General features: G+C 57.7%; 20 protein-coding genes. 9 read left to right on the top strand and 11 right to left on the bottom strand.

Annotated features, from left to right (window positions below):
- Window positions 1-5: 5 nt before the first annotated feature.
- Window positions 6-920 carry an AraC family transcriptional regulator gene (locus tag SB13_RS12890; protein ID WP_036151742.1) on the bottom strand — a complete coding sequence of 305 codons (915 nt, stop codon included), beginning with the start codon at window positions 918-920 and terminating at the stop codon, window positions 6-8.
- A 209-nt stretch (window positions 921-1,129) separates the two neighbouring features.
- Between SB13_RS12890 and SB13_RS12885 the strand changes: the two genes are divergently transcribed.
- From SB13_RS12885 to dkgA, 3 genes are all read left to right on the top strand, one after another.
- Complete coding sequence (locus tag SB13_RS12885) at window positions 1,130-1,870, top strand: nitroreductase family protein (RefSeq protein WP_026740746.1); 741 nt, start codon at window positions 1,130-1,132, stop codon at window positions 1,868-1,870.
- A gap of 3 nt (window positions 1,871-1,873) precedes the next feature.
- Window positions 1,874-3,037, top strand: a complete 1,164-nt coding sequence (gene yqhD / locus SB13_RS12880; RefSeq protein WP_026740745.1) for an alcohol dehydrogenase — start codon at window positions 1,874-1,876, stop codon at window positions 3,035-3,037.
- Between the two features lie 202 nt (window positions 3,038-3,239).
- A complete protein-coding gene (gene dkgA / locus SB13_RS12875; RefSeq protein WP_026740744.1) occupies window positions 3,240-4,085 on the top strand; it encodes a 2,5-didehydrogluconate reductase DkgA in 846 nt (281 codons plus the stop codon).
- A 58-nt stretch (window positions 4,086-4,143) separates the two neighbouring features.
- Here the strand turns inward: dkgA and SB13_RS12870 are convergent, their stop codons facing one another.
- On the bottom strand, window positions 4,144-4,884 hold the full coding sequence (locus SB13_RS12870; RefSeq protein WP_026740743.1) for a GntR family transcriptional regulator: 741 nt from the start codon (window positions 4,882-4,884) through the stop codon (window positions 4,144-4,146).
- A gap of 196 nt (window positions 4,885-5,080) precedes the next feature.
- On the opposite strand from SB13_RS12870, the gene SB13_RS12865 reads away from it, so the two are divergent.
- From SB13_RS12865 to SB13_RS12855, 3 genes are read left to right on the top strand one after another with little or no spacing between them, the layout of a single operon-like run.
- A complete protein-coding gene (locus SB13_RS12865; protein WP_051616486.1) occupies window positions 5,081-6,160 on the top strand; it encodes an ADP-ribosylglycohydrolase family protein in 1,080 nt (359 codons plus the stop codon).
- Window positions 6,106-7,524 carry a purine-cytosine permease family protein gene (locus SB13_RS12860; protein ID WP_026740742.1) on the top strand — a complete coding sequence of 473 codons (1,419 nt, stop codon included), beginning with the start codon at window positions 6,106-6,108 and terminating at the stop codon, window positions 7,522-7,524. The genes SB13_RS12865 and SB13_RS12860 overlap by 55 nt, the downstream gene beginning before the upstream one ends.
- Complete coding sequence (locus SB13_RS12855) at window positions 7,521-8,471, top strand: PfkB family carbohydrate kinase (protein WP_036151737.1); 951 nt, start codon at window positions 7,521-7,523, stop codon at window positions 8,469-8,471. Before SB13_RS12860 ends, SB13_RS12855 begins: the two co-directional genes overlap by 4 nt.
- 19 nt (window positions 8,472-8,490) lie before the next feature.
- Here the strand turns inward: SB13_RS12855 and ftsP are convergent, their stop codons facing one another.
- The 3 genes from ftsP to parC all read right to left on the bottom strand — a co-directional run bounded on the left by ftsP (window position 8,491) and on the right by parC (window position 13,232).
- A complete protein-coding gene (gene ftsP, locus SB13_RS12850) occupies window positions 8,491-9,906 on the bottom strand; it encodes a cell division protein FtsP (protein ID WP_026740740.1) in 1,416 nt (471 codons plus the stop codon).
- 103 nt (window positions 9,907-10,009) lie between these two features.
- Complete coding sequence (locus SB13_RS12845) at window positions 10,010-10,747, bottom strand: 1-acylglycerol-3-phosphate O-acyltransferase (protein ID WP_026740739.1); 738 nt, start codon at window positions 10,745-10,747, stop codon at window positions 10,010-10,012.
- 211 nt (window positions 10,748-10,958) lie between these two features.
- Window positions 10,959-13,232 (bottom strand): DNA topoisomerase IV subunit A, encoded by a 2,274-nt coding sequence (gene parC / locus SB13_RS12840; protein WP_026740738.1) that lies wholly within the window; start codon window positions 13,230-13,232, stop codon window positions 10,959-10,961.
- 256 nt (window positions 13,233-13,488) lie between these two features.
- Between parC and SB13_RS12835 the strand changes: the two genes are divergently transcribed.
- The gene (locus SB13_RS12835) at window positions 13,489-14,070 is read left to right on the top strand and encodes an NAD(P)H-dependent oxidoreductase (RefSeq protein WP_026740737.1); all 582 of its coding nucleotides are present in this window, start codon (window positions 13,489-13,491) and stop codon (window positions 14,068-14,070) included.
- Between the two features lie 35 nt (window positions 14,071-14,105).
- On the opposite strand, the gene SB13_RS12830 is transcribed toward SB13_RS12835, so the two are convergent.
- The 6 genes from SB13_RS12830 to nudF form a co-directional block, all read right to left on the bottom strand.
- Window positions 14,106-15,002 (bottom strand): LysR family transcriptional regulator, encoded by an 897-nt coding sequence (locus SB13_RS12830; RefSeq protein WP_026740736.1) that lies wholly within the window; start codon window positions 15,000-15,002, stop codon window positions 14,106-14,108.
- A 22-nt stretch (window positions 15,003-15,024) separates the two neighbouring features.
- Window positions 15,025-16,920 (bottom strand): DNA topoisomerase IV subunit B, encoded by a 1,896-nt coding sequence (gene parE, locus SB13_RS12825; RefSeq protein WP_026740735.1) that lies wholly within the window; start codon window positions 16,918-16,920, stop codon window positions 15,025-15,027.
- Between the two features lie 117 nt (window positions 16,921-17,037).
- The gene (gene yqiA, locus SB13_RS12820; protein ID WP_026740734.1) at window positions 17,038-17,619 is read right to left on the bottom strand and encodes an esterase YqiA; all 582 of its coding nucleotides are present in this window, start codon (window positions 17,617-17,619) and stop codon (window positions 17,038-17,040) included.
- Window positions 17,619-18,446, bottom strand: a complete 828-nt coding sequence (gene cpdA, locus SB13_RS12815; RefSeq protein WP_026740733.1) for a 3',5'-cyclic-AMP phosphodiesterase — start codon at window positions 18,444-18,446, stop codon at window positions 17,619-17,621. Before cpdA ends, yqiA begins: the two co-directional genes overlap by 1 nt.
- 27 nt (window positions 18,447-18,473) lie before the next feature.
- Window positions 18,474-18,896: a DUF1249 family protein gene (locus SB13_RS12810; RefSeq protein WP_026740732.1), complete on the bottom strand. Its 423-nt coding sequence runs from the start codon at window positions 18,894-18,896 to the stop codon at window positions 18,474-18,476.
- Between the two features lie 4 nt (window positions 18,897-18,900).
- Window positions 18,901-19,533, bottom strand: a complete 633-nt coding sequence (gene nudF / locus SB13_RS12805) for an ADP-ribose diphosphatase (protein ID WP_026740731.1) — start codon at window positions 19,531-19,533, stop codon at window positions 18,901-18,903.
- Between the two features lie 361 nt (window positions 19,534-19,894).
- Between nudF and tolC the strand changes: the two genes are divergently transcribed.
- The gene (tolC, locus tag SB13_RS12800) at window positions 19,895-21,283 is read left to right on the top strand and encodes an outer membrane channel protein TolC (RefSeq protein WP_026740730.1); all 1,389 of its coding nucleotides are present in this window, start codon (window positions 19,895-19,897) and stop codon (window positions 21,281-21,283) included.
- Window positions 21,284-21,529: 246 nt separating this feature from the next.
- On the top strand, window positions 21,530-22,243 hold the full coding sequence (locus tag SB13_RS12795) for a DUF1190 family protein (protein ID WP_026740729.1): 714 nt from the start codon (window positions 21,530-21,532) through the stop codon (window positions 22,241-22,243).
- Window positions 22,244-22,248 lie beyond the last annotated feature (5 nt).

Raw genomic sequence — 22,248 nt, 5'->3', positions numbered from 1 at the left:
GTCTGTTAATTACCTTCCACCAGCGCGCTGCCCGACCGTAGCCGCACCACCTCGTCGCCCGGCGTCGTGCCGAAGTAGCGTTTAAACTCCCGGCTGAACTGCGACGGGCTTTCATACCCGACCCGCAGCGCGGCTGCGCTGGCCTTCAGTCCGTCATGCAGCATCATTAATCGCGCTTTGTGCAAACGATAAGATTTCAGATATTGCAGCGGCGAAGTATTCGTCACCGCCTTGAAATTGTGATGGAAGGCCGACACGCTCATATTCACGTCCGCAGCCAACTGCTCGACGTTCAGGCTGTCCGCATAGTCGTGTTCAATGCGCCGCAACGCGCGCGCTATCTGGCTGAAGTGGGTATGTCGGTTGACCACCGCTTGCAGCGCCGCCCCGCCGACGCCGCAGAGCACGTGATAGATGATCTCGCGCACGATCCCCGGGCCTAGCACTCTGGCGTCTCTCGGCGTCGCCATCGCCTCCAGCAACCGCTCCGCCGCACACAACATCTTGTCGCAAAGCGGTACGCTGCATACCCCGGTGGTGTCGGCGCGCGGACGTTCCGGACACTCATCGTCGCCAATATCCATCAGCAGATCCTGCAACATTCCGCTGTCCATTCTTATCGAAAGGCCGATCAGCGGTTGCTCCGGCGTCGCGAAGGTTTCGCACTCAAACGGCAACGGCACCGTCATCAGCAAATAGTTGTCCGGATCATAGCGGAAGGTCTTTTCGCCCATGAACCCCACTTTGTGGCCCTGAAACATAATGACGATACTGGGGTCATACATCACCGGCCGACGCACACAGTGCTCTTCGGCATAGATGACCCTGACCTGCGGGATCGGCGTGACGGTGACACAGCCCTGCCCTACGTATTGCCTGGCCATGTTTGCCAGCCGCTGGCGATGTGTTTCGCTATGCATATCTTCATCCTTTGCAGAATATGGCAATAAAATGACATAAATAGGGTCGTCAAGCATCAATTCCTGCACTTCTTTGCAGAAATAGGCAATAACGAAACAGAAATGAGCATTGTACCCTCGCCGACAGATCCCGAGAATGAATATCAGACCATGCCGTCGGGCACTTCCGATGGACTAAAGAAAATCAAAACAACGAAGGGATGGAAAGAATGAACGAGACAATCAAGTTATTGACGAGCCATCGCAGCGAACGCAGCTATCTGGACAAAGCGATTCCTGAAGACGTCCTTTCCACGATCATCGAAACCGCCTACCGCGCCCCGACTTCCGTTAATTCACAGCAGGTTTCCGTTGTCGTCACTCGCGATCCGGCGCGACGCGCCCGCATCGCCGAACTGGCCGGCGGACAAACTTGGATTGCGCAGGCCCCGGTCTTCCTGACGCTGGTGCTGGACATGCATAAAAGCGAACGCGCCATCGCCCTGGCGGGCTTTGAACAGCACGCGCACGAAAGCGTGGAGAGCATCGTCTCCGGCAGTACCGATGTAGGCATTGCCTTGGGCAGCCTGATCGCCGCGGCACATTCCTTTGGACTGGGCATCGTCCCCATCGGCGCCGTCCGCCGCGATCCGCAGGCAATGATCGAACTCCTTGAACTGCCGGAACACACGTTCCCTGTCGCGGGTCTGGTGCTGGGCTACGTCGACCAGCCGGCGCATCAGAAGCCCCGTCTGCCCATCAGCACCTTCCGTCATGAAGAAGTGTATCAGGACGACTCGCTGAACGACGCTATCAAGCAATATGATGAAACGCTGACGAAACACTGGGAAAAAATCGGCCGCACCGACGGCGCCGCCTGGGGATCCAACACCGCGGACTATTACCAGCACATCTACTTCCCCGAAGTCCTACCCGCCCTGCTTCAGCAAGGCTTCAAACTGGATAAGTAATCTATGAATAATTTTACCCTGCATACCCCTACAAAGATTCTGTTCGGAGAAGGACAGATCGCCGGCATCGCCGCTGAAATCCCTGAAGACGCGCGTATTCTGATCGTCTACGGCGGCGGCAGCATCAAACGCAACGGCGTGCTCGACCAGGTCCACGCCGCACTGGCGGGCCGCAGCATCACGGAGTTTTCCGGCGTTGAACCCAATCCGACGTATGAAACGCTGATGAAAGCCGTGGAGGTCGTGCATCGGGAGCATATCGATTTCCTGCTTGCCGTCGGCGGCGGTTCGGTGGCGGACGGCACCAAATTCATTGCGGCGGCAGCAAACTACACGGCGTCTGACGATCCGTGGCATATCCTGCAAACCGGCGGACAGGACATCACTCAGGCGCTGCCTATCGGCGTGGTGCTCACGCTCCCGGCTACCGGTTCCGAGTCCAACAGCGGCGCGGTGATCACGCGGAAAGCCAGCGGCGACAAACAAGCGTTTCACTCAACGTTGGTGCGTCCGCAGTTTGCCGTGCTGGATCCGGTCGTCACCTATACTTTGCCTGAACGCCAGATTGCCAATGGCGTCGTTGATGCCTTTGTACATACGCTGGAGCAGTACCTGACTTACCCGGTCGACGCGAAGGTTCAGGATCGCTTCGCCGAAGGGCTGCTGCTGACGCTGGTCGAGGAAGGTCCGCGCGCGCTGGAAGAACCGGATAATTATGCCGTGCGCGCCAACGTGATGTGGAGCGCCACGCTGGCTTTGAACGGTTTGATCGGCGCCGGTGTCCCGCAAGACTGGTCCACTCATATGCTGGGACATGAGCTCACCGCCATGCACGGTTTGGACCATGCGCAGACATTGGCGGTCGTTCTACCTGCCATGCTGCGTGACCGTAAAGCGCAGAAACGGGAGAAACTGCTACAGTACGCTGAGCGGGTGTGGAACCTTCGTGATGGCAGCGAAGATAGCCGCATTGACGGCGCGATTGAAGCCACTCGCGGGTTCTTCGAACGTATGGGCGTCCCCACGCGGATGTCGGACTATCAGTTGGACGGCAGCAGCATCCCGGCGCTGGTGGAAAAACTTGAGGAACACGGTATGACGGCGCTGGGCGAACACAAGGACATCACGCTGGCCGACAGCCAACGCGTCTACGAGGCCGCTCGCTAAGGTAAAGAGCACCCCTTCAGCTTTCAGCTACACTGCTGTTTAGCGCTGCGAATCGGGAAAACATCCCCCCAGCGGTAATACGCACTCCGGCGGTTTTTCGCATCGCGTAAACCGCCGTTATTCGCTTTACGGCAAGCCGAAAAGCGGACCTGCAGTCGGCATCGACCGCGCTCCGTGGTCGGGCCGGAACAAGGAGAATGCTATGACGACACAACCCATCATTAAACTGAGTGACGGCAAAACCATCCCGCAGTTGGGACTGGGCGTATGGCAAGCCAGCCATGAAGACACGATTGTGGCGGTGAATGAAGCGCTGAAAACGGGGTACAAGGCCATCGATACCGCGGCCATCTATGAAAACGAGGCCGCCGTGGGCGAAGCGTTACAGTCCGCCGGGCTGCCGCGTAATGAGCTCTATATCACTACAAAACTCTGGAACAGCGATCAAGGGCGTCCGGTACAGGCGCTGACGGAGAGCCTTCGCAAGCTGAAACTGGACTATGTCGACCTCTACCTGATCCACTGGCCGTGGCCGCCCAAAGGCAGCCCAGACGATACCTACATCGAGGCATGGCGGGGTTTGATTCGACTGCAGGAACAAGGGCTGACCAAAAGCATCGGCGTCAGCAACTTTCATCCGCACCATCTGCAGCGTCTCAAGGAAGCGACCGGCGTGATGCCGGTCATTAACCAGATCGAACTGCACCCACTGCTGCAACAGCGCTCGCTACATGCCTGGAATACCACGCATCACATCCAGACGGAGTCCTGGAGCCCGCTGGCGCAGGGCGGGAAAGGCGTATTTGACACGCCCATCATCCGCGATTTGGCGAAAAAGTATGGTAAGACGCCGGCGCAGATCGTTATCCGCTGGCATCTTGATAACGGGTTAGTCGTGATCCCGAAATCCGTTACGCCAACGCGCATCCGCGAGAACTTTGATGTGTTTAATTTCAAACTCGAAAAAGAGGAATTAAGCCAGATCACCGCGCTGGACAGCGGCAAGCGCCTTGGTCCCGATCCGGATCAGCCCCCCGCAGAAGCGTAATAGCATGCCGTCGCAGCGCCGGCCTGACCGGTGCTGCACTTATCGCAGGGACGGTTATTTAGTCAGATACGTCAAATTCGTAGATATCGCTACGGCAATAAATTTCGCAGTACTCCAATAACTCACCCTTAGCGTCGAAGGTGTGCTGACGGCTGAACAGCAGCGGCATCCCATTCGGCACCTTCAGCAGTTTCGAAATTTCCCGCGTTGCGCTAACCGCACGGACACGATAACGCCGTTTTTCTGGAAATATGTTTCGCTCGCGCCAATAGCCATACAGCGAATGTTCAATCTCTTCCGGTTTCGGTAACCAGCGCTGTGGGATCCATACCGTCTCAAGCGACGCTGGCTCATCGTTCAGCAGTCTTACGCGACGAAGTTTGGTCAACACCACGCTTTCCGGAAGATGCATCGTCAATGACAGCGCCGGGGTCATGGCAACGTCGGTAATGCGTTCCAACCAGGTGTTGCTGGCTACGCCGCCCCGCTGTTGAACCAACGCGGAAAAACCCGGTTCATCGCTGGTCAATGCATAGTCGAGCTGAAGGGCGATGCGCGTGCCAACGCCCTGCTGGCGGAGAATCAACCCTTTCTGCTCAAGCAGCGCAAGAGAACGAGAAACGGTGACGCGGGACAGCCCCAGCAGTTGCACAAGCTGACGCTCCGGCGGTAAAAAATGACCGCTCAGGTCACGCCGTTGCTGAATAGTAAGTTCGAGCGCTTTCGCCAGTTGCATGTAGCGCGGAGCAGATGACGGCTTGTCCAACAAGGACCGTAACTGAATAAAAAATTCTTCCATAGCTGCCTTGTGGTTAGGGTCTTTAATGAGGCAATTTTTATCAATTCCCCACCGCCTGGATACTTATAATATGCAGGGTAACGTACTTAGGATTTATATTGGCATCATAAAGGCTTTAAATTGGACTTGCAATTAACGCGCGCTTTTTATACATTAGCCACGGTATTAGGAAACTAAGCCAACACCAGGGGTCTTCATGACCGTAATAAAACATCCCCACGACGCCATCCTCGGTTGTCTTTATGGGCAAGCGGCGGGTGACGCGATGGGGATGCCATCAGAACTTTGGCCGCAGGAACGGGTTCGTCAGCACTTTGGCTGGATCGATCGTTTTCTGCCGGGACCAGACACCAATATCGCCGCCTGCGGTCTCATCGCAGGAGAATTCACCGACGACACCCAGCAGGCCATCGCGCTAATTAACGCGGTGATCGAAGCCAAAGGCGCCGTCGATCCTGAACGCATAGCCAGACACATTCTGGCCTGGGCGACACGCATCAACGCATTTGAAAAAAACGTTCTTGGACCCAGCTCCAAAGCCGCGTTGAACGCCATTCGTTCCGGCATCCCCGTCCATGAAATCAGCGCCAACGGCGTGACTAATGGCGCCGCCATGCGCGTAGCACCAATGGGCTGCCTGATGTCCACCGCCGATAAGGCCGCATTTATCCACGCGGTACGGCTCTCCTGTAGCCCGACGCATCAATCCGATATCGCCGTTGCGGGCGCAGTAGTCATTGCCTGGGCCATCAGCCGCGCCATCGACGGCGCGGAATGGAAGACGATCAAAAACGAACTGCCTCGCTTGGCGGAGGAAGTCCAACTTCAGCGCATCACCACCTTCAGTCCNAAACTGAGCCGCCGCATCGAACAGGCTTTCACCCAGGCCGCTACGCTGCGTAATGTGCCTGACGCTCTGGCGCTCTCAGAACTGTACGATACGCTGGGCGCAGGCATGGATACGCTGGAATCCGTGCCAATGGCGCTGGCGCTTGTCGACCTCGCTGTCACTCAACCTCAACGCTGTGCGATATTAGCTGCCAATCTTGGCGGCGATACGGATACAATTGGCGCGATGGCCACCGCGATTTGCGGTGCGCTTCATGGCATCAACGCCTTTCCTGCAGCATGGGTCTCCATCATCAATCAGGCCAATGAGATTGACTTAACTCCTCATGCTGCAAAACTTTATGCATTCAGAATAAAGAGGAGCACATTGGAATGGATGGAACGCAACGAGGTGATACACAACCTGAATCCAAAGGTTGGAAGGTAGAAGAAACAGGTATTGATCTGGTGCCCGAGGCTGAACGAACGGGCACCCCGCTACAGCTTTTCTGGATCTGGTGCGCCGCGAATATCGGCATTCTCGGCATCGTTTACGGCGCCATCATCGTCTCCTTCGGACTCTCCTTCATTCAGTCCGTTCTGGCCGCCGTCATCGGCGTCGCCAGCTTCTCTCTTGTTGGCTACACCTCCTTCGCCGGACAAACGGGCCGGACCTCGACCTTGACGCTCTCTCGCGTCATTTTCGGGTTGCGCGGCAATATCGCCCCCACCGCGTTCAGCTGGTTCTGCCTCATCGGGTGGGAAGCCGTTAACGTGATTACCGGCACCATGACGCTGGCCGCGCTATTTACGGCAGTGGGCTTCAGCGCCAGCCATACGCTGACCGCTATCTGTCTGGTGCTGTTCGCCGGCCTGACCATCATCGTCAGCCTGCTCGGTCAAAATGTGCTGTTCGCGATGCAAAACTGGTTCAGCAAGATTTTCGGCACCATGACGCTGATTGTCGTCATTTACATTCTGTTCAATACGCCGTGGCAGCAGGTGCTGGCGATGCCGTCCGGCAGTTGGCTGACCGGTTTCCTGCCAGCGCTTTCCGTGATTGCCGCAGGCACCGGGGTCGGCTGGACCATCGCGGGTGCGGACTATAGCCGCTATCTCCACCCTGCCACGCCGCGCCGAAGCATCTTCGCCTCCGTGGTCGGCGGCGCCTGCCTGCCGTTGGTTCTGCTGATGCTGGCGGGCATACTGCTCTCTTCTCAGCTGACCGATCTCGCCAGTTCCGCCAACCCCATCGCGCTGATCGGCACCGTGCTTCCGCCGTGGATGTCCGTCCCCTATCTGTTAACCGCCACCGCAGGCGTCGTCACCATTGCGGTACTGAGCCTCTACTCCGCCAGCCTCAACCTGCTGACCATCGGCATTAAAGTCCGCCAGTCGGTAGCGGTGACCATCGACGCCATTCTGATGCTGGGCGTGGCGATTTACGTCCTGTTCGTTTCCGGCGATTTTCTCACGCCATTCATTTCATTCCTGATCTTTTGCGGCGTGTTCCTCGGCTCATGGGCGGCGATGTTCATCCTCGACTATCTGAGCCTGCGACAGCATCGCGGCTATTCCGCTGCGTCGCTCTTCGGCCTGAACGGAGAAAACCGCGGCGTCCGCTGGGTCCCGCTGGGCTGCTGGCTATTAGGATCGGTCTGCGGCCTGCTGGTCACCAAAACCGGGTTCATCGACGGTCCGCTGGCCGTCGGGATCTTCGCCAATTCCAGCCTGGGCATTTTCCTCTCTTTTGGCATTAGCCTGGCGACGTACGGTCTGTATTTGCTGTGTAAACCCAAGGAGAAATCATGAAGAAGGACTTTCAGGCCACCACGCCAGTGGTGGTGATCGGCGCCGCTGTCGGCGATAACGTCATGACCGTTAAGCGGCTGCCGAAGAGCGGAGAAGATATTGAAGCGAAAGATCTGGGCTACCAGATCGGCGGCTGCGCATTTAACGTCGCCCGCGCCCTCCGTCGACTTCATGTGCCGGTCATCAACGGAATGACTGTAGGCAACGGACCGTGGAGTCAACGCGTCGCGGCGGAGATGGCCGCGCTGGGGTTGGACGTGCAGCTCCGCAGCGATGATCAGGATAATGGCTGGTGCCTCGCGCTGGCCGAAGAGAACGGCGAACGCACGTTCATATCGGTGTCAGGCTGCGAGTCGCAGTGGTCGAAGGAGAAGCTGGCGCAGTTGGTCATTCCGGAAGACGCGCTGATCTATGCCAGCGGCTACGAGCTGAGCGGTGAGCATGGCGCGCTGCTGCGCGACTGGCTGCTGGCGCAGCCTCAGCCTAAACTGGTGGATCTCGGACCGCGTATTGCGGATGTGCCGACCGCCTTCATCAAGGCGCTGGACGACACCAACGTGTTGCTGACGCTCAACCGGGACGAAACACACTTCCTGTGCGGCGACGGCGATCCTATCGCCCTGTCCGCAGAGTACGCCGCCCGCCATCATCTGACGCTGATTTGCCGCCTGGACAAAGACGGCGCCTGGCTGTGCGCACCGGGCGAGCCCCCTCGCCACGCGCCGATCTATCCGGTGGACGTCGTCGATACCATTGGCGCCGGTGATGCGCACAGCGGCGGGCTGCTGGCCGCTCTGTCGGCACACTGGCCGCTGGCCGACGCGGTGGATTTGGCGAATCGCGTCGCCGCTTGCGTGGTATCACGGCCCGGCGCGAATGGCGCGCCGGACTGGCAGGAGTTGCAGCAGCGTTTCGCCTCAGCCCCTGCCGCAGAGCCGCATCGCTAACCCCATCGGGCGAACGCGTTTAGGCGTTCGCCTGCACCNCCAGTTGTCCGGCCGACCCTTTGTCGGCCATCTCGAGCGTATGGCTGTAATACAGGAACGGGAAGCGGTCGACCGAGGGCTGATTGAAGTACACCAGCAGTTCCACGTCGTTCTCCACCCATACCGTATCTTTCCAGCCATTATCCTCCGGCGGAATTCTGCCGCCGTTAACGCTGCGCACCAGGAAAGAAGCGCCCTGAATATGGAAGGGCTGCGGCGTGTCCGCATGCACGAGCCAGCGCTCACAGCGTCCGACCTGCGTCTGCACATCCGTCCGGTTCATATCCCACATAGCACCGTTGATGCCCGGCAGGGTATCGCCCAGTCGGAATTCCCGGGTGCGGCTGATGGTGCTATCCACAATGTTGTCCGCCATCAACCGCATAGGCAGCGTGTCGGTCACCAGCGGCAGCATGCCGGTCGGCTTCAAGGTCAGAACCTGGCCGGACACCAGTATCGAGGACGGCTCAAACAGGCCGCGGAGACGGTCCATAATGCCAGCTGACTCGCCGGCGTTCAGTGTCACCTCATCACCTTTCGACATATCGATCAGGATTTCACGACGCTCGCCCGGCGCGATCGGCAGCTGATTCAGCGCCAGCGGCGCGGGCAGGAAGCCCTGATCGCTGGCGATCAGGTACATCGGCCGATTATCGCTCATCTGTAACACGTAGCGGCGCGCGTTGGAGGCGTTAAGCAACCGCAGCCTCACCCAACCGCGCGACACCTCGACAAACGGCGTCTGCATGCCATTGACCAACAGGATATCGCCGACGAAACCGCCGCGGCTCGGCGGGTCGTACTGTGGCGTGCCAAAGCCGTCGAGCCGTTTGTCCTGAATCATCAGCGGGAAGTCGTCGACGCCGTAATGGTTGGGGATCGGCAACGACTGGCTGATGCGATCTTCCACCAGCCACAGGCCCGCAAGACCGTTGTAGACATGCGGCGCCATGCGGTTCGGCGTATTGGCGTGATACCAGCAGGTAGCGGCGGGCTGCCGGATCGGCAGCACCGGCGACCAATCCATACCGGCCGGGATGATGCGGCCAGCGCCCCCCATCAGCGAGCCCGGCACCTGCAGACCGCTGACGGTCATCGACACCGGCTCAGCTAAGCGGTTGCTGTAGATCAGCTTGACGTCATCATCGCTGTAAACCCGGACGGTGGGGCCAAGATAGCGGCCATTGATTCCCCAGACCGGGACTTTGCGATTGCCGGAAAAAGCCCAGTGCGCGCGCTGCAAAGTCAGAAAGACCGGCTGCCCGCGGCGAGACTCGATAAGAGGGGGAATAGGTAACATGTTGGTAGAAACATCGGCCTTGGCCGTCAACGGTATGGCGCTGGAACACAGGGCCACACCAGATGCCCGAAGAAACTGACGCCGGCTTAATGACATAATCACTCCGAAAACCTGTAAAACCGCATGCTACCTATCACTTCCCGAAGGAAGTACAGACTTGCTGAAACGCCGCCACCGGACCGTGCGGCTGGACTAACGGCTACCGTTTTTTAGCGGCTTCCCGAGCGGCGACTTCCGCATCGAGCTGCTGAATTTTTTCCGCCATCACATCATGACAATGTGCCGCCAGTTCCCGGACCTGATCCTTACCGTAGGCGCTGCAATCCACCGGAGGCAGCATTTCGACGATGACCAGACCGTTATTCCAGCGATTGAGCTTCACTTTGTTATGGGTGTTGGAAATGCAAATCGGCACCACGGGGACGCCCGCGCCGATGGCCGCATGGAAAGCGCCGGTTTTGAACGGCATCAGGCCGCGCCCGCGACTGCGGGTACCTTCCGGAAACATCCACACGGAAATGTGCTGTTCTTTGATGTGCTGCACCATCTGCGCAATGGTGCCATGCGCGCGCGTACGGTTGTCACGGTCAATCAGCAGGTTGCCGGTAATCCAGTACAACGGGCCGAAAAACGGGATCCAGGCCAGGCTCTTTTTTCCGACCGTAATAGTGCGTGGCTGTACGACGTTGGCCGCCGTGATCATGTCATAGTTGTTCTGATGATTGGCGATGTAGATACAGTCGCCGTAGCGAGAGACATCGTCAGGAACGCGAATTTCGACCTTCAGGCCAAATAACCACGAAAGCCGCCCGAACATACGACCAAACGTCGATACGTGTTGCGGATTTTTCGGGCTGAATAAACAGTAGATAAAGCCAAACAGACAAATCAGGATCGCGGACACTATCACGACCACCAAGCGAAAAAGAAATACCATAACAACCTCATTAGCCAACTGCCGCCGTAGTATAGCGGCTTCCTTCCAAAACACACGGCGAACCTTGCTTCCGAATGTATCCAATATTCAGCATGAACGCCGTGGTCAGAAGCACAACCTAAAAACGCCTTATCCCCCGGTGAAACACACCGAAAAATAGGGCGTCAGTTATCTCAGCCGCGATTGCCGCGGCACTGATAACGCCCGCGCGTTACGCGTCGCCGCTCTTATCCTCGGGGGCCGGCGGAGATACCACTTCTACCCGATCCACCCGTTGCAGGCCGCGCGGCAACAGCGTGCCTTTACGGCCGCGTTCCGCACGGAATTTCTGCAAATCTTCCGGCCGCAGGGTCAGCTTGCGTTTACCGACATACAGCGTCACGGAGGACTTCGACGTGATGATAAACAGCCAGCCGATCTTGTCTTCGCCGCTGGCCGCCTGAGCGGCAGGGATGGAGACGATTTTGTTGCCCTTTCCTTTCGATAACTGCGGCAGGTCCGTCACAGGGAAGAGCAGCATTCGCCCGGCGGCGGTGATCGTCAGCAACAAGTCGTCGTCGCTATGGACGCTCAGCGGCGGCATGACCTTCGCGTTGTTCGGCAGCGTCAGCACGCTTTTCCCAACGCGGTTGCGCGCCACCAGATCGCTGAAGGTGCAAATAAAGCCGTAGCCGGCGTCGGAAGAGAGCAGCAAGCGCTGGTCGTCCGCCGCCATCAGCACCTGATCCACCGTCGCGCCCGGCGGCGGCGTCAGCTTGCCGGTCAGCGGCTCGCCCTGCCCTCTGGCCGATGGCAATGTCAGCGGGTCGAGCGCATAGCTGCGGCCAGTGGTGTCGATGAAGACCACGGGCTGGTTGCTCTTCCCGCGCGCAGCCGCCCGGAACGTATCGCCAGCGCGATAGCTCAGCCCGGCAGGATCGATATCATGACCTTTGGCACTGCGCACCCAGCCCATCTCAGACAGGACAATCGTCACCGGCTCGGACGGCAGCAGGTCGTGCTCATTCATCGCCTTCGCTTCGCCACGCTCGCGCAGCGGCGAACGGCGCTCGTCGCCGTACGCCTTGGCGTCGGCCTCGATCTCTTTTTTCAGCAGCGTGTTGAGTTTGCGCTCGGAGGCCAGCAGGGCCTGCAGCTGATCGCGCTCTTTCGCCAAATCATCCTGCTCGCCGCGGATTTTCATTTCTTCCAGTTTGGCAAGATGACGGAGTTTCAGTTCAAGAATCGCTTCCGCCTGCGTTTCGCTCAGGCTGAACTGCTTCATCAGTACCGGCTTAGGTTCGTCCTCGGTACGGATGATGTGGATCACGTCGTCGATATTCAGGAACGCGACCAGCAGACCTTCCAGAATATGCAGGCGTTTAAGCACCTTCTCCAGACGGTAATTGAGTCGACGGCGGACGGTTGCGCGTCGGAAGACAAGCCATTCCGTCAGGATCTCGCGCAACCCTTTGACGCTGGGTCGAGCATCCAGACCGATCATGTTCATGTTGATGCGGTAGCTTTTTTCCAGATCGGTGGTGACGAACAGGTGGTTCATCACCATCTCCAGATCGATGCGGTTCGAGCGGGGAACCAGCACCAGACGCGTGGGGTTTTCGTGGTCCGACTCATCCCGTAGGTCTTCCAGCATCGGCAGCTTCTTGGCTCGCATCTGACTGGCGATCTGCTCCAGCACCTTGGCGCCGGACACCTGATGGGGCAGCGCGGTGATCACGGCCGAGCCATCTTCTTTCTTCCATACGGCACGCATGCGGACGGAGCCGCGGCCTGTCCGGTACATCTTGCGCAGCTCTTCGCGCGGCGTGATGATTTCCGCTTCGGTCGGGAAGTCCGGTCCCTGCACCCGCTCCAGCAGTTCATCCAGCGTCGTGTCCGGATTATCGATCAGCGCGACCGCCGCGGCGGCGACCTCACGCACGTTGTGCGGCGGAATGTCCGTCGCCATCCCGACAGCAATGCCGGTGGTGCCGTTCAGCAGCACGTTCGGCAGCCGAGCCGGCAGCATTTTCGGCTCCTGCATCGTGCCGTCGAAGTTCGGCGTGTAGTCCACCGTACCCTGACCCAGCTCGCCCAACAGCACTTCAGCATATTTGGACAGTCGGGATTCGGTGTAACGCATCGCGGCGAAGGACTTCGGATCATCCGGCGCCCCCCAGTTTCCCTGGCCGTCGACCAGCGGATAGCGATAGGAGAACGGCTGGGCCATCAGCNCCATCGCTTCATAACATGCGCTGTCGCCGTGCGGATGATATTTACCCAGCACGTCGCCGACGGTACGCGCGGATTTCTTGAATTTGGCGCTGGCGTTCAGTCCCAGCTCCGACATCGCATAAACGATGCGGCGCTGCACCGGCTTCAGGCCGTCGCCGATAAACGGCAGCGCCCTATCCATGATGACGTACATGGAGTAGTTGAGATAGGCGTTCTCTGTAAACGTGTGCAGCGCAAGGCGTTCTGCGCCGTCATGAGTCAATTCACTCATTGATTATCCTTAAACCGTGGCGTTGGCTGTTTCAAACAGATCAACCCCGTCAGTGTGATAGAAGCTGCCCGCGATAGTACCGCAACTTGTGGCTGACTGTCACAGTGCCCGATACGCCCGTCGCCCCCGGCGTTCACCTGTAATTGTTGCTTAACAGTCAAGAGTGTTGTGCTCCGCCACACATTTTTCTCCCCCACGCCGCTGAGTACACTATCTCTTTATTCATTAATGACTCATCGAAGGTGAGATCTCGGCTATGCATAACATTTTGCTAATCAATGCGGGCAAGGCTTTTGCCCATTCCAAAGGACAGCTGAACGACACGATGTCAGACGTAGCGGCCAGTTTCCTGCGCGAAAAAGGCTATGATGTCCGCGTTATTAAGGTAGACGATGGTTACGATATCCAGCAGGAAGTACAGAATTACCTGTGGGCCGACACCATCATCTATCAAATGCCCGGATGGTGGATGGGCGCGCCGTGGACGCTGAAAAAATACATTGATGAAGTCTTTACCGAAGGCCACGGCTCGCTGTATGCCAGCGACGGTCGTACCCGTTCCGACGACAGCAAAAAGTACGGCTCAGGCGGTTTGCTGCAAGGCAAAACCTACATGCTGTCTCTGACCTGGAACGCACCGTTGGAGGCGTTCACCGACAAAGATCAGTTCTTCCACGGCGTCGGTGTGGACGGCGTCTACCTGCCGTTCCATAAAGCCAACGAGTTCATCGGACTGGCCGCCCTCCCGACGTTCATCTGCAACGACGTGATCAAGCAGCCCGACATCGACGGCGATATCGCCCGTTACCGCGAGCACCTTGGCAAAATCTTCGACTAATCCTCATCGGCGCAGCCTCCGCTCCTGTGTCCAGGTTATAGCGGGTGCTGCGCCATCTCTTCGCTCAAAAAATCAAGAAAACAGGCGATTCTCCCTGCCAACTGATGCGTTCGGTAATACACCGCATTCACCGGCAGGCGCATATCAACGGTGTGCTCCGGCAGAATTTGCACCAATCGACCCGCCGCCACATCCTCACAGGTCATAAAGTCCGACAGCCGGGTTATTCCCTCTCCCCGCAGCGCCAGCTGGCGCAGCATTTCGCCGTTAGAGGCCGAAATGGTCGGCGTGATCGTAAAGAACTCTCCACCAGCGTGCCGCAGCGGCCACTGATTCAAGCTGTCTGACTGAGTGAACCCCAGCAGCGTGTGCTCAGTCAGCGCCTCCACTGAATGCGGCGCGCCATGTCGCCGTAAATAGTCCGGGCTGGCCAGGACTCTCACCTGACTGGCGCCGAGCCGTCGGGCATGGATCGTGGAATCCCGCAGCACGCCGATGCGGATGGCGATATCGGTATGTTGTTCGAGCAGATCGATAAAGACATCATCCGTATTCAACTCCAGGACAATGTGCGGATAACGGCGGCGAAATTCGGGGATGAGAGGAACGATGACGTGCTGCATAAAGGTTGTCGCGGCATTAATCCGCAGACGCCCGCAGGGCTGCTCCCGCGACAGCGCCAGCTGCTCTTCCGCGTGCTCGACCGCCTGAATGACGCCGCGGGCATGCACTAAAAACAGCTGACCCTCTTCGGACAAGACCAGCCGACGCGTCGTGCGGTGCAGCAGCGAGACGCCGAGTTTGTTCTCCAGCCGGCTTAACGCACGGCTGATACCGGAGGTGGTTTGCCCCAGTTGGTCGGCGGCGGCGGTAAAAGAACCGCTGTCCGCCACCACGACAAACGCCTGCATTTCTTCCAGCGTGACTTTCATCGGCATGCCACTGCGTTAGCAGTCAGACCTCAATTTCCACTTCATCGCCTTTCTCCTGCAACCAGTTGCGGCGATCTTCCGAGCGCTTCTTCGCCAACAGCATGTCCATCGTCGCCATCGTCTTTTCGACATCTTCTTCGCCGATGGTCAACTGCACCAGACGGCGCGTGTTCGGGTCAAGGGTCGTTTCACGCAGCTGGAGCGGGTTCATTTCGCCCAGACCTTTGAAACGCTGAACGTTAGGCTTGCCTTTTTTGCGTTTGAGGCGCTCCAGAATGCTATTTTTTTCCTCTTCATCCAGCGCGTAGTGCACCTCTTTTCCGAGGTCGATGCGGTACAGCGGCGGCATCGCCACATAGACATGACCGCCTGCGACCAGCGAACGGAAGTGTCGGACAAACAGCGCGCACAACAGCGTAGCGATATGCAGACCATCCGAGTCGGCATCCGCCAGAATGCAGATCTTGCCATAGCGCAGCTGGCTCAGGTCCTCGCTGTCCGGATCGATGCCGATCGCCACGGAGATGTCGTGAACTTCCTGCGACGCCAGCACCTCGTCGGAGGAGACTTCCCAGGTATTCAGGATCTTGCCTTTTAGCGGCATGATCGCCTGATACTCACGGTCACGCGCCTGTTTAGCAGAGCCGCCCGCGGAATCCCCTTCCACCAGAAACAGTTCGGTTTTATTCAGATCCTGCGCCGTGCAGTCCGCCAGTTTGCCCGGCAGCGCCGGTCCGCTGGTCAGCTTTTTACGCACCACTTTCTTCGCGGCGCGCAGACGCCGCTGAGCGCTGGAGATCGCCATTTCCGCCAACTGCTCCGCCGCCTGTACGTTCTGGTTCAGCCACAGGCTGAAAGCGTCTTTGACGACGCCGGACACGAAGCCCGCGCACTGACGTGACGACAGACGCTCTTTGGTCTGACCGGCAAACTGCGGGTCCTGCATTTTCACGGACAGGACATAAGCGCAGCGCTCCCAGATGTCGTCCGCGCTCAGCTTGACGCCGCGCGGCAAAATATTGCGGAATTCGCAAAATTCCCGCATCGCGTCCAGCAGTCCCTGACGCAGGCCGTTGACGTGCGTACCGCCTTGCAGCGTCGGGATCAGGTTAACGTAGCTTTCCGTGAGCAACTCTCCGCCTTCCGGCAGCCACAGCAACGCCCACTCGACCGCCTCGCTGTCGCCCGTGATCGCGCCGGTAAACGGTTTCTCCGGCAGCGTCGGCAGGCCGTTGACCGCTTCGCTAAGATAGTCGTTAAGACCATCCTGATAGCACCAGCGTTGCTCGGTATTGTTGACGCCGTCTTTGAAGATGATCTCCACGCCCGGGCACAGCACCGCTTTGGCTTTCAGCAGATGCGTCAGCCGGGAAACGGAGAAGCGCGGGCTGTCGAAGAAACTGCCGTCGGGCCAGAAATGAACGCGCGTACCGGTGTTGCGGCGACCGCAGGTGCCGGTTACCGTCAAATCCTGGACTTTGTCGCCGTTCTCAAACGCCATATCGTAAACTTGGCCGCCGCGACGGACGGTCACTTCGACACGCGTGGACAAGGCGTTGACCACCGAGATCCCCACGCCGTGCAAACCGCCGGAGAACTGATAGCTTTTGTTGGAGAATTTACCGCCTGCATGCAGACGGCACAGGATCAGCTCGACCGCGGGCACCCCTTCTTCCGGGTGAATATCGACCGGCATGCCTCGACCGTCGTCAATGACTTCCAGCGATTGGTCGGCGTGCAAAATCACCTCGATGCGACGTGCATGACCGGCCAGCGCTTCATCGACGCTGTTATCGATCACTTCTTGTCCCAAGTGGTTCGGGCGGGAGGTATCCGTGTACATACCTGGACGACGGCGCACCGGCTCCAGTCCGCTGAGGACTTCAATGGCGTCAGCGTTATAACTTGATTGTGTCATGGTTTGAATGAGTTAAGTCGTTGTTTGAAATGATATGACGTCGTGCAACCGGCACTCGGATGACGGGCCCCCTGCGCTGTGGCTCCGGCCCGTTCCCCGCCATTAACGTCATGGCAGTCAGCGCCTGTTCAGCCCCAGAAAATCAACGATAGGCGCAAAAAAGTGCTCAAATCCCATAAACGCGTGATTGCCGCCGGACTCCACCGTCTGGCGACAGGCGGTGTAATAGGCCACGGCCTGCCGATAGTCCAGGAGTTCATCACCGGTTTGCAGCAGGCACCAAAGCAGATCCGGGGATTCCAACGGTTCGACCTGCATGGTTTTAAGATCGTAAACGTGCCGAGACTCTAGCACATATTGTTCATCGGTGTAGGGATTGTGCTGAGGCCCCAAATGATCGATCAACAGCTCGAACGGCCTGACGGCGGGGTTCACCACCACCGCAGGAAGCAGGAAGCACTGGGACAGCCAAGTGGCGTAGTAACCGCCCAACGAGGAGCCCACAATGCCCAGCGGCCGTCCCGCGCGCTCCATGACCAGACTCTCCATCAGCTCCGCCGCTTCCGCCGGGTAGGCAGGCAATTGGGGAACGATCATATCGATGTCGGGATGATGTTCAGCCAGCCAACGGCCCAGCGCCGTTGCCTTCGCCGAGTGAGGCGAACTATTGAACCCATGAAGGTAAAGCAAGGTAGGCATCAGTAACCGTCCGAATCCATATCAGGCAAAAAGGCATTGCCTTCCAGACGGACAACCTGCGTTTCAACGCCGCCCTCCGGCAAGAGTTCCAGATAACGCCAGCCCGGAGCGACGTTGTCTATGGTGAAGTTGGTGCAATGTGGTCTGAACTGCACGCAGGTGGAGGGCGTCGCCAACAGGCGTCGACCGTGCCAGTCCAGATCCAGCTCCTGATGAATATGTCCGCAAAGCACCGTGTTGACGTTGGGATAGCGGGACAGCACGGCGTCCAGACTGTGAGCATTGCGCAGGCTGTGCTGGTCAAGCCAGGTGCAGCCCGAAGGCAGAGGGTGATGATGCAGCATCAATAGGGTATAGCGGTTGGAGTTATGGCTCAAAATCCTCTCCAGCCACTCCAGCTGATAGTCGCTCAGCTCGCCATGCGGGACGCCGAAGACCTGGCTGTCCAGCAAGATCACCTGCCAGTGGTCTCCCAACAGCACATGTTTGGAGGGCGCAATGCCGGCCAGCGCCAGCGCATCCACCATCGCCGGTTGGAAGTCGTGATTGCCGGGCAGCCAGACGCAGGGCACGTCGAAGCGGCGGATCCCCTCAGCGAAGTGTTCATACGCAGCCAGCGATTGATCCTGCGCCAAATCGCCCGTGGCGGCGATCAGGTCGAAGTCGTGTTGCCGTGCGGCGATAGCCTCCAGCACCGCGTGATAACTGTGATAGGTATCTACACCAAGCAGGGTTTCCTGCTTGCCAGCAAACAGGTGGGTATCTGTGATCTGTAAAATCCTGATTCTGGCCCCACGCGCCACAGGAAGTGTCAACTGGCTTTCCAAATGGTGTCCTTGGTCTGTGAAATCTGCCTAATAAACCGGAACCGACATCGAACCATACGCTAAACAGTATTTTAGCCAATCAGCAAGGAACTGATTGATTTGATGCTTTTCGTCACGTTGGTGTAACTTTTTATTGGGATAATCATAACGTGCCTTAAAGCGAAAGATCTGCTGGCTGGAACACACTTCCGCGACCATCGCATCATGATAGAGCCGCACAACCAGCGTCGGCAGGCTCCAGTAACTTACCGCTGGCGCAATCTGTTGGATCTCCACCAGCGAGGTATAGCGGGTAGACTCAAGAATCGTTAAACGATAGCGCGCCTGCTGCACGTGATACTCCACTTTTTCACCCACCTCATCCTGACGCGGCAGCAGACGGCGCAACTGCGCGAAGTTCATTTCGCATAGCCGCATCATTTCAGGAAAGNCGGGAGTATAACGTTTCATTAATTCAATCCACCCACTCGGTTTTCAGTTTTTCATGGTGCAACGCCAGCCATTGCAAGGCAATGACAGAGGCTGCGTTATCAATCACTCCCTCTTCGACCCAGCGATAACTCTGTTCGCGGCTGACCACCTGAACGCGAATATCTTCGTTTTCCTCGGCCAGCCCGTGCACGCCCTGTGCGGTACGGGTATCCACTTCTCCCACCATAATGGTCAGGCGCTCGCTCGTTCCGCCCGGACTCGCCAAATAGCTGAGCACTTCACGGCAACGCCCCACCGTCAGCCCCGCCTCTTCTTGCGCTTCACGCCGAGCAACGTCTTCATGGCTTTCGCCGGGATCAATAATGCCAGCGACCAGCTCAAACAGCCACGGCGAATCACTGGTATCGTAGGCGGCAATACGAATCTGTTCAATCAACACCACCTCGTCCCGTACCGGATCGTAGGGCAACAAGACGACCGCATGGCCGCGCTCAAGAATCTCACGGCTGACTTCGCCGCTCATGCCGCCCTTGAATAGACGGTGACGATAACGGTAGCGGTCCAGCGAAAAAAAACCTTTGTATAGCGTTTCACGTGCAATAATTTCAACATCGTCTTTGGTAAAGGTGAAGGGACGAGTTTTTGAAGACGCCATCTTTGTACTCCTGTGATAAGTCTCGTAATCTCAGTGTATATTGCTACTGGGGATGTTGGCCGGAGTACCCGGCGATTGAAACGATATTGACCCGAACCTGACGTCCGACGTTACCGTCAAGACAGGACGAAACCGTCAGAAACGGAGAATTTATACTCACGGCTTTTTGACGGAACCGGACGCATCAACGGGAAATTTTTCCCACTTTGCGGCGGTCGATAATCTGCGTCAGGGCGCTGATGTCGCCGTAGGATGGCACATTCAGCCACCTCATCGTATTGTAAGATTCTGCTAGAATCGGCAACTTATCGTCTCCAGATGGCGCTACCATAGCAACTTTGCTGCACAACAAGGAATGCAAATGAAGAAATTGCTCCCTCTTCTTATCGGCTTGGGTCTGAGCGGCTTCAGCTTCATGAGCCAGGCGGAAGATCTGTTACAGATTTATCAACAGGCTAAAACGACAAACCCCGATTTACGCAGTTCTGCAGCGACTCGTGACGCCGCCTTTGAGAAAATCAATGAAGCGCGTTCTCCTTTGTTGCCGCAGCTGGGTCTGGGTGCGGATTATACCTATACCAGCGGTTTCCGTGACAGCAAAGACGTGAACAACAACGTGAAGAGCGCTTCGCTACAGTTGACCCAAACCCTGTTTGATATGTCCAAATGGCGTGCGCTGACGCTGCAGGAAAAACAGGCCGGCATCGAAGACGTCACCTATCAGACCGCGCAGCAAACGCTGTTGTTGAACTCCGCCACCGCCTATTTTAACGTCCTGCGAGCGATTGATTCGCTGTCGTATGTCACCGCCCAGAAAGCCTCTATTTATCGCGAACTGGATCAAACCACTCAGCGCTATAACGTGGGTCTGGTCGCCATCACCGATGTGCAGAATGCCCGTGCGCAGTACGACAGCGTGCTGGCAAGCGAAGTCACCGCCCGCAATGCGCTGGACAACTATCTGGAAGTGCTGCGTCAGGTGACCGGCAATGTCTATCCTGAACTGGCCAGCGTGAATACCGACAACTTCGCGCCTAAAAAACCGGAGCCGATCAACACGCTGATGAAAACGGCGGAAAGCCGCAACCTGAGCCTGCTGTCCTCCCGTTTGAGCCAGGATCTGGCCCGCGAGCAGATTCGTTCGGCGCAGACCGGCTACATGCCGACGTTGGATTTATCCGCCTCCACCGGCGTGAGCAACTCCCGTTATTCCGGGTCACGCGCAACAGAAGGCAGCTACAATGACAGCGATATCGGCCAGAATCAGGTCGGCCTAAGTTTCTCCCTGCCGTTGTACAGCGGTGGCGCGACCAACTCTCAGGTCAAACAGGCTCAGCATAGCTACGTGGCCGCCAGCGAAAATCTGGAGAGCGCGCACCGCAGCATGATTCAGACACTGCGTTCGTCTCACAACAACATCGCCGCGTCCATCAGCAGCATCGCCGCCTACAAGCAGGCCGTCGTTTCCGCGCAGAGTTCTTTGGATGCCATGGAAGCCGGCTATCAGGTAGGGACCCGCACCATCGTTGATGTTCTGGATGCGACAACCACGCTGTATAACGCGAAGCAGCAGCTATCCGGCGCACGTTACGACTATCTGATCAACGAGCTGAACTTGAAATACGCGCTGGGAACGCTGAACGAAAACGACCTACGCACGCTGAACGCCACGTTAGGCAAACCGGTTTCCACGACTCCGGCCCCTACCGCTGACGACAGCACCCGCACCGTTTTCGCCGCCGGTAACTGATCGCTTTTTACAAAGTCTGAGCATGATGCGGCGAGAGCCTGCCTTCGCCGCATCGTTTAACAACAACGCCCTTCACAGCGAATTTCCTCTAAAACGTAAGTTTTCTTTCAGAGCGAATTGTATAGCTGCGTAAAAATGCTCGCGCCCACCCGGGCCTGGCTTTTAAAAGCCAAGCTGTTCACCTATTCTACAAACCTTTATTGCTATGTTGGGCAAGATGCCCTTTCCTCGGGAAGACACCACACAATGAAAAGAACACGCAACATCAACTACGACCGCTTCCGTAAAAGTTGGCGTCGCTTTCCTTTGGCGCCGCTGACGCTGGCCATGGGTTCCGTATTCATGCTGGCCGGCTGCGAAAAGACGGATGAAACCGTTTCGCTCTATCAAAACTCGGACGACTGTACTCGCGCTAACCCGTCCATGAAAGACCAGTGCACCACAACCTATAACAACGCACTGAAAGAAGCCGAGAAGACCGCACCGAAATATCGGAGTCAGGAAGATTGCGCCGCTGAATTCGGCGAAGCGCAGTGTACGCAGACACCCGCAACCACCGCTTCGAACCAAAACACACCGGCCCAGGCCGGTATGACGGCGCAGCCGCACGAAAGCGGCAGCTTCTGGATGCCGTTAATGGCGGGCTATATGATGGGTCGCATGATGGGCGGCGGCGGATATGCCCAGCAGCCGCTGTTCAGTCCACGTTCGGCGGCCAGCCCGGCTAACGGTCAGTTCGTCGATGCAAGCGGCAAAAGCTATGGCAGCGCAACAAGCGGCCGCACGATCACCGTACCTAAAACCGCGATGACGCCGAAACCGGCGACCACCACCACGACAATGCGTGGCGGCTTTGGCGAGTCCATCGCCAGACAGCAACAACAGCTTAGAAAAGAGAAAGACAACNCTTCTTCACGCTCGGGTTCAACTTACCGCAGCCACAGTTCAATGGGTGGGTAAGGCGC

Source organism: Lonsdalea quercina subsp. quercina (genome assembly GCF_000688695.1).
GTDB classification, from domain to species: domain Bacteria; phylum Pseudomonadota; class Gammaproteobacteria; order Enterobacterales; family Enterobacteriaceae; genus Lonsdalea; species Lonsdalea quercina_D.
This window is presented reverse-complemented; position numbering and strand designations above follow the sequence as displayed.

Bases quoted from the DNA above. Each gene is read 5' to 3' on its own strand.
- SB13_RS12890 (WP_036151742.1), bottom strand. From the start codon at position 920: ATGCATAGCGAAACACATCGCCAGCGGCTGGCAAACATGGCCAGGCAA.
- SB13_RS12885 (WP_026740746.1), top strand. From the start codon at position 1,130: ATGAACGAGACAATCAAGTTATTGACGAGCCATCGCAGCGAACGCAGC.
- yqhD (WP_026740745.1), top strand. From the start codon at position 1,874: ATGAATAATTTTACCCTGCATACCCCTACAAAGATTCTGTTCGGAGAA.
- dkgA (WP_026740744.1), top strand. From the start codon at position 3,240: ATGACGACACAACCCATCATTAAACTGAGTGACGGCAAAACCATCCCG.
- SB13_RS12870 (WP_026740743.1), bottom strand. From the start codon at position 4,884: ATGGAAGAATTTTTTATTCAGTTACGGTCCTTGTTGGACAAGCCGTCA.
- SB13_RS12860 (WP_026740742.1), top strand. From the start codon at position 6,106: ATGGATGGAACGCAACGAGGTGATACACAACCTGAATCCAAAGGTTGG.
- SB13_RS12855 (WP_036151737.1), top strand. From the start codon at position 7,521: ATGAAGAAGGACTTTCAGGCCACCACGCCAGTGGTGGTGATCGGCGCC.
- SB13_RS12845 (WP_026740739.1), bottom strand. From the start codon at position 10,747: ATGGTATTTCTTTTTCGCTTGGTGGTCGTGATAGTGTCCGCGATCCTG.
- SB13_RS12835 (WP_026740737.1), top strand. From the start codon at position 13,489: ATGCATAACATTTTGCTAATCAATGCGGGCAAGGCTTTTGCCCATTCC.
- SB13_RS12830 (WP_026740736.1), bottom strand. From the start codon at position 15,002: ATGAAAGTCACGCTGGAAGAAATGCAGGCGTTTGTCGTGGTGGCGGAC.
- parE (WP_026740735.1), bottom strand. From the start codon at position 16,920: ATGACACAATCAAGTTATAACGCTGACGCCATTGAAGTCCTCAGCGGA.
- yqiA (WP_026740734.1), bottom strand. From the start codon at position 17,619: ATGCCTACCTTGCTTTACCTTCATGGGTTCAATAGTTCGCCTCACTCG.
- nudF (WP_026740731.1), bottom strand. From the start codon at position 19,533: ATGGCGTCTTCAAAAACTCGTCCCTTCACCTTTACCAAAGACGATGTT.
- tolC (WP_026740730.1), top strand. From the start codon at position 19,895: ATGAAGAAATTGCTCCCTCTTCTTATCGGCTTGGGTCTGAGCGGCTTC.